This is a genomic window from Flavobacterium sp. RSSB_23 (genome assembly GCF_051547145.1).
GTDB lineage: Bacteria > Bacteroidota > Bacteroidia > Flavobacteriales > Flavobacteriaceae > Flavobacterium.
Window position 1 is genome coordinate 21,843 of the sequence record NZ_JBPTTO010000011.1, and the last position, 13,882, is coordinate 35,724.

10 protein-coding genes and 1 tRNA gene are annotated in these 13,882 nt (G+C 33.4%); 4 read left to right on the forward strand and 7 right to left on the reverse strand.

Translation table 11 applies throughout. The annotated features are described in order from the left end of the window. Positions 1-12: 12 nt before the first annotated feature. On the reverse strand, positions 13-1,338 hold the full coding sequence (locus ACSVH9_RS14010; RefSeq protein WP_438064258.1) for a c-type cytochrome: 1,326 nt from the start codon (positions 1,336-1,338) through the stop codon (positions 13-15). Between the two features lie 215 nt (positions 1,339-1,553). Here ACSVH9_RS14010 and ACSVH9_RS14015 point away from each other — a divergent pair, with 215 nt between their 5' ends. Continuing rightward, a complete protein-coding gene (locus tag ACSVH9_RS14015; RefSeq protein WP_438064259.1) occupies positions 1,554-1,943 on the forward strand; it encodes an SPOR domain-containing protein in 390 nt (129 codons plus the stop codon). Between the two features lie 77 nt (positions 1,944-2,020). On the opposite strand, the gene infB is transcribed toward ACSVH9_RS14015, so the two are convergent. From infB to rimP, 3 genes are read right to left on the reverse strand one after another with little or no spacing between them, the layout of a single operon-like run. After that, positions 2,021-4,876, reverse strand: coding sequence for a translation initiation factor IF-2 (gene infB / locus ACSVH9_RS14020; RefSeq protein ID WP_438064260.1), 2,856 nt, complete (start codon positions 4,874-4,876; stop codon positions 2,021-2,023). A gap of 52 nt (positions 4,877-4,928) precedes the next feature. Beyond that, a complete protein-coding gene (gene nusA / locus ACSVH9_RS14025; RefSeq protein ID WP_159690096.1) occupies positions 4,929-6,182 on the reverse strand; it encodes a transcription termination factor NusA in 1,254 nt (417 codons plus the stop codon). A gap of 13 nt (positions 6,183-6,195) precedes the next feature. Beyond that, a complete protein-coding gene (rimP, locus tag ACSVH9_RS14030; protein ID WP_438064261.1) occupies positions 6,196-6,660 on the reverse strand; it encodes a ribosome assembly cofactor RimP in 465 nt (154 codons plus the stop codon). A gap of 187 nt (positions 6,661-6,847) precedes the next feature. On the opposite strand from rimP, the gene ACSVH9_RS14035 reads away from it, so the two are divergent. Then, positions 6,848-7,672, forward strand: a complete 825-nt coding sequence (locus tag ACSVH9_RS14035) for a universal stress protein (RefSeq protein ID WP_438064262.1) — start codon at positions 6,848-6,850, stop codon at positions 7,670-7,672. A gap of 43 nt (positions 7,673-7,715) precedes the next feature. On the opposite strand, the gene ACSVH9_RS14040 is transcribed toward ACSVH9_RS14035, so the two are convergent. Next, a tRNA-Gln gene (locus ACSVH9_RS14040) sits at positions 7,716-7,786 on the reverse strand. A 237-nt stretch (positions 7,787-8,023) separates the two neighbouring features. On the opposite strand from ACSVH9_RS14040, the gene ACSVH9_RS14045 reads away from it, so the two are divergent. Together ACSVH9_RS14045 and ACSVH9_RS14050 are read left to right on the forward strand one after the other, a co-directional pair. Next, positions 8,024-11,305 carry a glycosyltransferase family 117 protein gene (locus ACSVH9_RS14045; RefSeq protein ID WP_438064263.1) on the forward strand — a complete coding sequence of 1,094 codons (3,282 nt, stop codon included), beginning with the start codon at positions 8,024-8,026 and terminating at the stop codon, positions 11,303-11,305. Positions 11,306-11,387: 82 nt separating this feature from the next. Then, positions 11,388-12,026 carry a polysaccharide deacetylase family protein gene (locus tag ACSVH9_RS14050; RefSeq protein ID WP_438064264.1) on the forward strand — a complete coding sequence of 213 codons (639 nt, stop codon included), beginning with the start codon at positions 11,388-11,390 and terminating at the stop codon, positions 12,024-12,026. A 63-nt stretch (positions 12,027-12,089) separates the two neighbouring features. On the opposite strand, the gene ACSVH9_RS14055 is transcribed toward ACSVH9_RS14050, so the two are convergent. Both ACSVH9_RS14055 and ACSVH9_RS14060 read right to left on the reverse strand, forming a co-directional pair. Next, positions 12,090-12,386 (reverse strand): thioredoxin family protein, encoded by a 297-nt coding sequence (locus tag ACSVH9_RS14055; protein WP_159690082.1) that lies wholly within the window; start codon positions 12,384-12,386, stop codon positions 12,090-12,092. Positions 12,387-12,457: 71 nt separating this feature from the next. Further along, entirely contained in the window at positions 12,458-13,693 is a 1,236-nt protein-coding gene (locus tag ACSVH9_RS14060) for a metallophosphoesterase (RefSeq protein WP_438064265.1), read from the reverse strand. Positions 13,694-13,882: the final 189 nt, after the last annotated feature.

Here is a 13,882-nt window from a genome sequence, read left to right on the forward strand (position 1 = left end):
TAATAATTTCTTTTAATAGTGGCATTTACCACACTCTAAACCTCCCATTTGAGCAGCTGTCAATTTCTCAACACCGTACTTTTTAGAAAGTTGTTCGTGAATTTTGGTATAATATTCATTACCCTCTGTCTTAACATCAGTTTTTCTATGACAATCAATACACCATCCCATAGTCAAAGGAGCGAATTGCTTTTGAATTTCATACGTTTCAACAGGGCCGTGACAAGTTTGACATTCAATACCAGCAACAGTTACGTGTTGAGAGTGATTAAAGTACACAAAATCTGGCAAATTATGAATACGAACCCACTTAACTGGTTGCGTTTTACCAGTATATGATTGAGTTGTTTTATCCCAACCTACAGCGGCATATAATTTTTGAATTTGCTCATCATAGAAAGCTTTGCTGTATTCTGGTGTAGCAGTAGTTTCAGCCACTTCAGAAATGTTTTTATGACAGTTCATACAAACATTCAAAGATGGAATACCAGCATTTTTACTTACTCTTGCAGCAGAGTGACAGTACTTACAATTAATTTCATTATCACCAGCATGTATTTTGTGTGAGTAATGAATAGGCTGAATAGGAGCATAATCTTGATCAACTCCAACCTGCATTAAGTAACCATATACAAAATAAGCACTACTTAACAACAATAGTATTGCAGTAACTAAAACTAAAAATTGATTTTTTGCAAACGCTTTCCAAATTGGCAATGAAGGAGTTTTTGGTTCTACTTCAATACCATTCGCTTTTGCAACTTTCCTTAAAACGTTGTTTACCAAAAACAACAAAACAACCAACATTGCCATTACTAATGCCAAAGCACCAAGAATAACATTGTTACTTATTCCGCTATCACTAGCTTTAGCAGCATCTACAGCTGGAGCACCAGCAGCCGCAGCTGGAGCTTCTGCTTTAGGTTCAGATGTATAAGCTATAATATTATCAATATCTCCTTCTGACAATTGAGGAAATGCAGTCATTACCGCTTTATTATTTTCTTCAAATACTTTTACAGCAGCTGCATCACCAGATTTAATTAAATCAGAGCTATTCTTAACCCACTTGTAAATCCAAGCCATTTCATACTTAGAAGCAACACCTCTTAACGCCGGTCCTGTTGCTTTAGCATCTAATTTATGACAAGCAGCACAATTGGCATTAAAAAGCTCTTTCCCTTTAACAGCATCACCTCCAGAAGTTGCAGCAGGAGCAGCAGTAGCATCTGCAGGAGCAGGATCTTGTGCAAACAAACTCAAGGATACAGTCAGCATTAATGCTAAACTCAAACATAATTTCCTTGTAATCGAACTATGGTTACCCATCTTTTTCATATAGTTATAGTAATTATCTACAATATTGTCGTGAATTCATCAGAACTAAACCATGATAAAAATCACTTTTTTTAAAATATTCGACAAAAATACACTTTAAGAACTATTCACAAAACCTTAAAATAGTCTTAATTTCAATTTATATTGATTCTAAATAAATATTTTATTCTGAATATATTCATTAAGTAGTACTTTTGCGTAAAAACCAATTAGTTATGAAAAATACATCAATCAAGGCATCTATAATATTAACATTTTTAATTACTACATCGTTAGCGAAACTACAAGCTCAAAATAAAAATACTATAAGCAATCAAGATCCAAAAGTAGAGCAATTATTAAATGAGAAAAGAAAATCAAACACCTCGTTATCAATAAATAATAGGTATAAAATTCAGATTTTTAGTGGAACTAGCGAACTTGCAAAAAAATCGCTAAATGAATTCAAACTAGAAAACAAAAACACGGAAGCAACTATAATATTTCAAACTCCAAATTACAAGGTATGGGTTGGGAACTATAGAACCAGAATGGAAGCAGAAAGAAATCTAATGGAATTTCAAAAAAAATATAAAAACATATTATTGATTAAACCTTCAAAATAACAAATAAGAAAAATACAACTATTGAAAACAAAAAACGCCTCAAATAATTGAGGCGTTTTTGTTTGTATAACGTAATACTATTTAAGCTTCTTTTTAATCGCAACTTCATGATAAGCTTCAATAATATCTCTTTCTTCAATATCATTAAATCCTTTTACCTGAATACCACAATCATATCCTTTAGCCACTTCTTTTACGTCATCTTTAAAGCGTTTTAATGCCAAAAGCTCTCCTTCAAAGATAACTACACCCTCTCTAACAATTCTAATCTTAGCATTCTTGGTAATTTTACCATCCATCACCATACTACCAGCGATAGAACCTACTTTAGATATTTTGAAAATTTCTCTAATTTCTGCTGTACCTAGAACTTCTTCTTTCATCTCAGGAGCCAACATACCTTCCATCGCATCTTTTAAGTCGTCAATTGCGGCATAAATGATAGAGTAGTAACGAATGTCAATTTCTTCCTTATCAGCAAGCTGTCTTGCATTTCCAGCAGGACGAACGTTAAATCCAATAATAATTGCATCGGATGCAGAAGCCAACATTACATCTGTTTCAGTAATAGCTCCAACCCCTTTATGTATAATATTAATTTGAATTTCATCTGTAGACAATTTAGAGAACGAATCTGATAATGCTTCAACTGAACCATCCACATCTCCTTTAAGAATAATATTAAGCTCTTTAAATTGACCCAAAGCAATTCTTCGTCCAATCTCATCAAGAGTAATATGACGTTGTGTTCTTACCGATTGTTCACGCATTAATTGAGAACGTTTAGCAGCAATTTGTTTTGCCTCTTTTTCGTCTTCAAAAACATTAAACTTATCACCTGCTGTTGCAGCACCATCTAATCCTAAAACAGAAACCGGTGTAGAAGGACCTGCTTCTTTAACTACATGTCCACGTTCATCGTGCATCGCTTTAATTTTACCGTGATGCTTACCTGCCAACATATAATCTCCTACTCTTAACGTACCGTGTTGTACCAGGATAGTTGAAACATACCCCTTTCCTTTATCCAAAAAGGCTTCAACAACCGTTCCTTGAGCAGATTTATTTGGATTAGATTTTAAATCTAAAATTTCAGCTTCCAATAATACTTTCTCCAGTAATTCTTTCACACCAGTACCTACTTTAGCAGAAATGTCATGAGATTGAATTTTCCCCCCCCAGTCTTCCACCAAAAGGTTCATACCAGCCAATCTTTCTTTTACTTTATCTGGATTAGCATTTGGTTTATCAATTTTATTGATAGCAAATATAATTGGAACACCTGCAGCTTGAGCGTGAGAAATTGCCTCTTTCGTTTGTGGCATGATATCATCATCTGCTGCAATAACAATAATTGCGATATCCGTAACTTGAGCTCCACGTGCACGCATCGCGGTAAAAGCTTCGTGACCTGGTGTATCTAAGAAAGCAATTTTTTGTCCGTTATCTAAAGTCACCCCATAAGCTCCAATGTGCTGTGTGATACCTCCAGATTCTCCTGCAATTACATTTTCTTTACGAATATAATCCAGTAAAGATGTTTTTCCGTGATCGACGTGACCCATTACGGTAACAATAGGAGCACGTGTTACTAAATCTTCTTCTTTATCTTCAACTACTTGAATCGCTTCTTCAATATCAACAGTGATAAATTCTACTTCATATCCAAATTCATCACAAACAATAGTCAAAGTCTCAGCATCCAAACGTTGATTCATGGTTACCATGATTCCAAGAGACATACAAGTACCAATTACTTTAGTAATTGGCACATCCATCATGATAGCAATTTCACCAACAGTAACAAACTCAGTTACCTTGATTGTTTTGCTTCCTTCATCTAATGCTCTTTGTTCATCATCTGTTTTCTGACGATGCGTCTCTCTTTTCTCTCTTCTATATTTTGCCGCTTTGGATTTCCCTCCTTTACCTTGAAGTTTTTCAAGAGTTTCACGAATTTGATTTTTAACTTCTTCCTCTGTAGGCTCAACTTTGGCCACAATTGCGGGACGATTTCCTTTAACAAATCCAGGCCTTGCACTTCTATTCGCATTGAATCCACCACCTGTATTAGGAGTGATTTTATTTGGATTTGGAGTTCCCGGTGCTGTAGGAGGTTTTGGCGCACCAGGTTTTGGCGCTATCCTCTTACGTTTATTCTTATTAGCATTATTAGCTCCTGCCGCTCCTGGAGCACCAGGTTTGTTTGGAGTAATTTTTGGATCTTCTTTTTTCTTTTTAGGCTTATTAAATTGAGATAAATCAATAATTTGACCTGTAAGTGTAGTTCCTGACAACTTTTGGTATTGAGTTGTAATAGTTTCCTCAACTGGTTCGTCTGAAACAGGAGTAACAGGCGTTGAAGCAGTTTTCTCTACAACCGGAGCTACTTCTTTAACAACTTCTTTTTCTTTAATACCAGCAATTGGCTTCGCAACTGGCTGGTCTGTTGAAGGTTTTTCTGGAGAAATAGGTTTAGTTTCAACTACAGGTTCAGTTGCTTTTACAGCTGGAACTTCTGGCTTTTCGATAGCTACAGTTGGATTAGAAACAGGAGCAACTTTTTTCGGATTAAGATCAATTTTACCAACTTGAACAGGACCTGTAACTACAGCTCTAGCTTTGATAATTTCTTGTTGTCTTAAACGTTCTTCGTCTGCTTTGCGTTTGTTTTCGATTTCCTTTTCACGCTCAATGCGCAACGCTTCTTTTTCCTTTCTTTTTTCCTCACCTACTTCTTTCGACGCCTCTTTATTCCCTTTGTCACCAGCAAACTGACCGCACAAGACATTGTATACATCTTCAGAAATCTTTGTGTTTGGATTTGACTCAATAGCAATCCCTTTATCCTTAAGATAATCCACAGCTCTTTCTAAAGAAATATTCAATTCCCTTAAAACTTTGTTTATTCTTATTATTCTCTCTTCAGACATAAAACCTTTTTATTATTATCTTTTTTTGTTGTGTTGTTAGAAGAATATAGATTTAACTATCGAATTCTTCTTTCAAAATTCTCATTACATCTAAAATTGTTTCTTCTTCTAGATCTGTTCTTCTAACTAAATCTTCTACTTCTTGTTTCAAAATACTTTTTGCAGTATCTAAACCAATTTTCGCAAATTCTTCTATTACCCAGTCTTCTATTTCATCTGAAAACTCAGTCAATTCAACATCGTCCTCATCAGCTGTAGCACCAGCAATATCACCTTCACGAATTACATCTAATTCATAACCCGTAAGCATTCCTGCCAATTTAATATTGTGTCCACCACGTCCGATAGCTTTAGAAACTTCTTCTAATTTCAAAAACACTTCAGCGCGTTTGGTCTCTTCGTTAATTTTAATCGAAGATACTTTAGCAGGACTTAATGCTCTTGTAATATACAATTGAATATTATTTGTATAATTGATTACATCAATATTCTCATTACCTAACTCTCTTACAATTCCATGGATACGAGATCCTTTCATTCCCACACAAGCACCTACTGGATCAATTCTATCATCATAAGAATCAACCGCTACTTTTGCTTTCTCACCTGGAATTCTCACCACATTCTTAACCATAATCAAACCATCAAAAACCTCTGGAATTTCTTGCTCAAACAATTTTTCCAAAAACTTCTCAGAAGTCCTAGACATAATAATTTGTGGCTTATTACCTTTTAGCTCTACGCTTTCAATAATCCCGCGTACGTTATCTCCTTTTCTGAAGAAATCTGAAGGAATTTGTTTCTCTTTTGGCAAAACAATTTCATTCCCTTCATCATCAACCAAAATTACAACTCTTGGACGCACATGGTGTACTTCGGCAGTGTAAATATCACCAATAATGTCTTTAAATTGTTTATAAAGATTGGTATTATCGTGTTCGTGTATCTTTGAAATCAAATTTTGACGCAAAGCAAGAATTGCTCTCCTTCCTAAATCAATCAATTTAACCTCTTCAGATACTTCTTCACCAATTTCAAAGTCGGCTTCAATCTTACGAGCTTCTGTTAAAGTAATTTCTTCATTTTCGAAATCCAAATCCTCATCAGCAACAATAACTCTCCTTCTCCAAATCTCCATATCTCCTTTATCAGGATTTATAATTATATCGAAGTTATCATCTGAACCATATTTCTTTTTCAATGCATTTCTAAATACATCTTCTAAAATTGCCATAAGCGTTACACGATCAATAAGTTTATCATCTTTAAACTCTGAAAATGAATCGATTAATGCTAAATTTTCCATGCGAATTCTTTAATTAAAATGTTACTGTAACAATTGCTTCTTTAATATCTGCGTAAGGCAACTGAAGTTCTTTCTGAACGGTTTCCTTTCCTTTTCCCACTTTTTTAGGCTCTCTTGCTTTCCATGACAAAATTATAAAAACATCGTTAGCTTCAACTAATTCTGCCTCAATAATTTCTGTTCCTGTTTTAACAATTAATGTTCTCCCAACATTTTTTTTATACTGACGAATCAATTTTAATGGAGAACCAACTCCAACCGAGGCAACTTCTAAAGAAAAATCTTGCTCTTCACGATCTAAGTTACTCTCAATAGCTCGGCTAATGTCAATACAATCTTGCAATGCCACACCATTATCACCATCTAGCGAAACGATTATTTTAAATGCATCAGTTATAGTCAAATCAATCAAAAAAACAGATGGCCTTTCTGACAAAGCTTCTTCAACTAGCGCATTTACTTTTTCTTTAAATGTCATATTTTTATAACTATTTTATAAAAAGAGGGGACATTAGTCCCCTCATTACTTAACTTTTAATAAATAACGGTGCAAATATAGTGTTTTTTTACAAATCATTTTATTTGATTGCAGTAAAAAAAAATCTTATCTTTACTATAACCTTTTAAATAAAGGAATTTCTCACATTTAAAACCCCAAACCAATCATGAAACGGATTTTAGTCCCAACCGATTTTTCAATTTATGCCGAAAACGCATTAAAAGCCGCCGCTCAATTAGCCAAAAAACACAAAGCAGAAATTCTATTACTTCACATGTTAGAACTCCCTAACCAAATGAGTGATGCTATTTCTACCGGAAAAAGTATTCCAGAAGTAATGTTTTTCATTCAAAAAGCAAAAGAAACATTTACAGAAATTTTTGACCGCCCTTATCTTGATGGGATTGAGGTAACCGAGTTTATTCAATTTGAAAAAGCATTTGATGGTGTTCTTAAATTTACTCAAAAAAACAATGTCGACCTTATTGTAATGGGTTCACATGGAGCTTCAGGTGTGGAAGAAATTTTTATTGGCTCCAATACAGAAAAGGTAGTTCGCTTATCTGAAATTCCTGTTTTAGTAATCAAAAAAGACGAGGGTGAATTTGACCCGAAAGAAATAGTTTTCGCATCGGATTTCTCTAACGAGAGTAAAAAATCATTTGAAAAAATGAAAGATTTCGCGAGCAAATTGAACGCAAAAATCAACCTTGTAACCATTTGTACTCCGAACAGTTTCAAGACTACACTTGAATCAACAGCAATTATGGATGCCTATGCAAAAGAATTTCAGTTAAACAACTTTTCTATCAATATACACAATGATACTAATGTAGAAAAAGGTGTTTTAAATTTTGCTAATTCAAAAGGAGCGGATTTAATTGGATTCAGCACTCATGGTCGTACTGGCTTATCCCATTTCTTTAACGGAAGCATTACAGAAGACCTTGTTAATCATTCTGAAAAACCCGTGATTACTTTTAAACTTTAAAATAGCTCAAAAAAAAAGCCTCTCAATTGAGAGGCTTTTTTTGTTGGTCTACTAGGACTCGAACCTAGAAAGACTGCACCAAAAACAGTTGTGTTACCATTACACCATAGACCAGCAGTGCGTTTTAGCGAGTGCAAATTTAGTACAAATTTTAAGTTGTACAAATTTTTAAAGCAATTTTCTTCAAAAAAAATGAAAATAATTTTCAAAAAAGAAACCAAACAAAACGAACAACCTAATTATCAGAAACTTGTAATCACGAATTACTTTTGCAGAAAATAATGTTAATGCTTGTTACGTTAAATAAAAAAACATTTTCTTTGTAATTGAAATCAAAACCTCAAAATATTCATGAATAACACCTCATTTAATTTCAATAAATGGAATACAATCTTAGGCTGGATTGCATTTGGAATTGCTTTAATTACCTACTCTCTTACTGTTGAACCTACCATGAGTTTTTGGGATTGTGGTGAGTATATAGCAACTGCCGCAAAACTAGAAGTTGGCCATCCTCCAGGAGCTCCATTATTCCAGATGATGGGTGCCTTTTTTGCAATGTTTGCAACAGACAACCAACACATTGCCCTAATGGTAAATATGTTATCTGTATTTTCAAGTGCTTTTACAATACTTTTTATGTTTTGGTCTAGCTCAATGATTTTGAAAAAGATTATCGAACGTGTATCTGAAATTAATCGTAACAATACTATAGTGATTTTAGGTAGCTCATTTGTTGGAGCACTTGCCTACACCTTTTCTGATAGCTTTTGGTACAATGCAGTAGAAGCAGAAGTTTATGCAATGGCATCTTTACTAATTGCCCTATTGTTTTGGCTAGGTTTACGTTGGGAACAAGATATGGATAAACCAAAAGGAAATAAATGGCTACTTATAATATCACTTGTTATTGGATTGTCGTTTGGAGTTCACTTTATGGCATTACTTACAATTCCAGCAATAGGTTTTTTATACTATTTTAAGCATTACGAAAAAGTAACAATCAAAAATTTCATAATAGCCAATGTGATTGTAGTGTCCATATTACTGTTCATTTTCAAATTACTACTACCACTAACAATGGCTTTCTTTGGAAAAACAGAGGTGTTTATGGTTAATTCTCTTGGACTACCGTTTGATTCAGGAACTTTGTTTGTCGCTCTCTTATTTGTTTTATTCTTTTATTTTGGATTAAAATATACGCGCCAAAAAGGACTTGTTTTCTACAATACCATAATCCTTTGCATTTTATTTATTTTAATAGGCTTTTCTACTTGGATGATGTTGCCAATTAGAGCTAATGCAAATGTTGTAATTAACGAAAACAAACCTTCGGATGCAAGAGAGGTATTAGCATATTACAATAGAGAACAATATGGCGCAAGCCCTTTATTTTATGGCTCACAGTACACCGAAGCTTTTGCAGGACTTGACCCAAATAACCCTTATTTAGACAAAGCACCAAACTACGAAAGAGATTATAAAAGCGGAAAATATGTTATTGTAAACAACTTCAAGAATGCCGAACAAAATAGTGATGATAATCACAAAACTATTTTGCCTCGTATGAGAAGTACAGACCATATAGAAAACTATATCAACTTCACCAATCCGCCAGCTTTTAAACTCAATCCCAACTATCCTTACGAAGAGGATTTATTAAAATATGGAATTGACCCAAGTCAGCTAAGCGAAGAAGATTTAAATAAAGCTACCGCTCAAGTTCGTAATGAAATCGAAAAAATTGTAACTGAATTTAGAACCGCATACGCTCAAAAACAAATTGACAATAGTGGATACATCAAATTTTTAAAAAGCTATGGCGATTATCTAATCGTAGAAAAACCAACAACGGTAGACAACTTTAGCTTTATGTTCGAATACCAATTTGGCTATATGTATTGGAGGTATTTAATGTGGAATTTTGTTGGAAGACAAAACGATGTGCAAGGAAAATATGATAATGTAGATGGAAATTGGATCAGTGGAATAAAATTTATGGATGCAATACATCTAGGGTCTCAAGACGACTTACCTTCTGACGTTTTGAACAACAAAGGCCGCAATACCTATTACTTTATACCATTTATATTAGGTTTAATTGGATTGATGTATCACGCCAACAAAGACCTGAAAAGCTTTTATGTCCTTTTAGTTCTTTTCCTATTTACAGGTTTTGCACTTAAAATATATTTAAATGAGCGCCCGTTTGAACCAAGAGAAAGGGATTATGCTTTAGTAGGCTCATTTTATGTTTTTGCCATCTGGATTGGATTTGGAGTATATGCACTTTATGAAAGTTTACAAAAATATCTAGCTCCAAAAATAGCCGGACCAATACTTATTGCAGGTAGCTTACTTGCTGCACCTGTTTTAATGGCGTCTCAAAACTGGGACGACCATGATCGCTCAAATAAATATACCGCGGTTGCAATGGCAAAAGCTTACTTAAATTCATGTGATAAAAATGCCATTTTATTTACCATAGGAGATAATGACACTTTCCCTTTGTGGTATGCACAGGAAATTGAAAAAGTTAGAACTGATATCAGAATTGTAAATACTAGTCTCTTTATGACCGATTGGTATATAGATCAAATGAAGAGAAAAGCTTACGAATCAGAACCAATACCCGTTTCATTTAACCATGAAGACTATGTTGGTGATAAATTAGACTATGTAGCACACATCCCAAAAATCGAAACCAGATGGGATATCAAAGACCTAATTACTTTTATCAAAAATCCAAAATCGATTGTAGAAATGGAAAATGGTCAATCTATTCATTTTTACCCTACAAACAAAATCAGACTAAGCATTGATAAAGAAACAATAATTAAGAACAAAGTAGTCTCTCCAAAACAATACGACTCTATTGTTCCTTATATTGATATAGACATAAAAGGTCGTGCATTATACAAAAACCGATTAATGATGCTAGACTTAATCGCTAACAACAACTGGAAAAGACCAATTTATTTTAGCGGTGGCGCATATGACGATGAAGACTTTTTGTGGATGAAAAACTATCTGCAATTAGACGGAATGACTTACAAACTAGTTCCTATCAAAACTGAAATACCAAAAGACGCAAGTCCTCTTGAAATGGGCGGAATTGATACTGACAAAATGTATGCTAATGTTATGAAATGGGATTGGGGCAATAGTGAGAGTTTATCTATTTATCACGACCCAGAAACCAGAAAAAACAGCATAACCTATCGTTCTTATTTGTCAAGATTAATGAATCAGTTGATTTTGGAAGGCAAAAAAGAAAAAGCTAAGAACATCATAACATTAGCTATGAACAAGATGCCATTAGAGCAATTTGGATATTACTCACTTCTTGAACCTTTTGCTAAAGGATATTATGATTTAGGTGAAAATGCTAAAGCTCAAGACTTACTTTCAAAATTAATCTTGAAGTACAAAGAAAACCTGAAATACTATAGCTCTTTAACACCATCAGACCAAACAAGTCTAGCTATTGATATTATTACAGATATCGAACGATACAGAAGCTTGCTATTAGTAATGAAAGAAAGTGGTGATGTAGCGTTTTATAACAAAAACAAAGCTCAATTCAACACCTATGTAAGTATCTTCGAAAGATTCGGAAGAGAAAAAGAATAATACAAAAAACACTTTTTAATAAATGTAGCATAACTAGTTTATGCTACATTTTTTTTATCTTTAAAGTAGAAAAAACAAGAGTATGTCATTTTATTGGATTAAAACAAATGCAATTATCAAAAGGTATTTCTCTAATTATATATGGGACATTCCTAATAAAGAAAATCGTATTTATTTGACCTTTGATGATGGTCCAACCCCCGGAGTAACTGAATGGGTTCTTGAATTATTAAAGAAAGAGAACATCAAAGCAACTTTTTTTTGTATTGGAAAAAACATTGAAGCACAACCCAATATATTTAATTCCTTAGTTAAGGAGGGTCATATTATTGGTAATCACACAATGAATCATTTAAATGGTTGGAAAAACCTAGATGAAAATTATTTAGAGAACACCAAGCAATGCGAAACTATAATTAAAAAGCACCAAGACAAAAAACCGTGTCTTTTTCGACCACCTTATGGCCGTATTAAAAGAAAACAAGCAATACAACTCAAAAAGCTAGGGTATAAAATAATTATGTGGGACGTACTTAGTGCAGATTTTGATACACAAATTACTCCTGAAAAATGCTTGAAAAATGTAATTTCCTCGGTAAAATCAGGAAGTATCATTGTCTTTCATGATAGTTTAAAAGCATCAAAAAATCTAAAATATACACTCCCAAAAGCAATACAACACTTAAAACAAAATGGATTTATATTTGAAACCATATCCTAATCGTTTCAAATATAAATCCATTAATCTATTCGTTAAGAAAACAAAGAACTTTTAGAGCAAAAACTATATCTGTTCTTGAACCAAACCAATGATTGTATTTGCATCTAGTTCACCAGACTGCCTCCACATCATCACGCCTTCTTTATAAATCATTAGAGTTGGTAATCCTTTGATTCGCAAAACTTCGGCTAATTCTTGATTTTTATCAACATCAATTCGAATTACCTTGGCCTTATCACCAAGTGCTGCAGCCACATCTTTAATAACTGGATGCATCGAAACTGAAGATTCGTTCCAATCTGTGTAAAAATCTATTAACACAGGAACTTGAGCGTTTATAAGTTCTCCAAATTTTGACATAAAACCAAAATATTTAATTTATAATACTTTTTAATGAGATATTACGATACAAATATAGCATTTTTAACTAATTATGCTCTATTATCTCCTTTTTTTAGTTGAATAACAGTTATTTCCGGCATAATACCAACTCTCCCAGGATACGCATGAAATCCAAAACCACGGTTAACATAAACGTATCTACCTAAATTTTCGTATAGTCCAGCCCATTGTTTATAAACATATTGTGCTAAACTCCATTTAAAATAACCTGGAATTTCTATACCAAACTGCATGCCATGTGTATGCCCTGATAATGTTAGATGATAATGATTTGGATTGTTTTTTACAACATGTTCCCAGTGGCTAGGATCATGACTCATAAGAATTTTAAAATCATTCTTTGTCAATCCCGCTCCAGCTTTATCCAAATCACCCGCTTGCTTGAAATTATGTCCCCAATTTTCGACACCAACTAAAGCAATCTTTTGTCCCTCTTTTTCAATGAAGGTATGCTCATTGAGCAACAAATTAAATCCTATTTGACCATAAAGTTCTTTGATTGCTTCAAAATTCTTAGCTTTCTCTTCTTTGGTTTTCCAAGTAACATACTCACCATAATCATGATTTCCTAGTACAGCATATTTCCCAAAAGGATGGTTTTCGATTTTGTTAAAAGTAGTAATCCAAGGATGCATCTCTTTTGCATGTGTATTAACAATATCACCCGTAAACAATATCAAATCCGTTTTTTGTTGATTGATCAAATCGATTGCGTAATCAATTTTATCTGGATTATCAAAACTCCCACTGTGCACATCCGATATTTGAGTAATAGTAAATCCGTCGAAAGCATCTGGTAAATCAGGAAAAAAAATTGCTTGCTTGATTACTTTAAAATTGTATTTACCTTCAAAAATCCCATAAATCAATGATAAAAATGGAATTGCCGCCAAACCTAGACCAACTTGACTCACAAATTTTCTTCGAGAAGGCAAAAAAGTTGCTTCGTTATTATAATCTACAAAATGATTAACAACACCAATTAAAATTCTAAAAACATCTTCACCTAACAAAATAAGAGTAATCAAAATTTTTGGAACATAAACCAACAACATTAACCCCATTGTTCTTAAAGACGACGGTGTTTGTCCAACTGAACGATCAAATTGAGTAAATCCGTAAACAATATATAGGAGCAAAACAATGCTAAGTACTGCATATGCCCATAAAAAAGTCTTGTTCTTTAGTATTGTTTTGAATGCCTGAAAAGCATAGGTTTCTATTATAGCAAAAACCAGTAAAAAAACGAGTAAACGAAAAATCATGTGTTTTTTAATTTAGCACAAATTAACAAAGAAAGTAATCGCAATGACTTGTCTGAGTCAATTTTTAACTTATGTTTTAGAAAAAAATAAGCAACGCTAGCTCATATTTTACTTTCGAAACCCTTGAAGTAATTATTTTGAACAAAAGCAAGAGTTTGAAGATATGCAATGAACAAAATCAAATTGCTT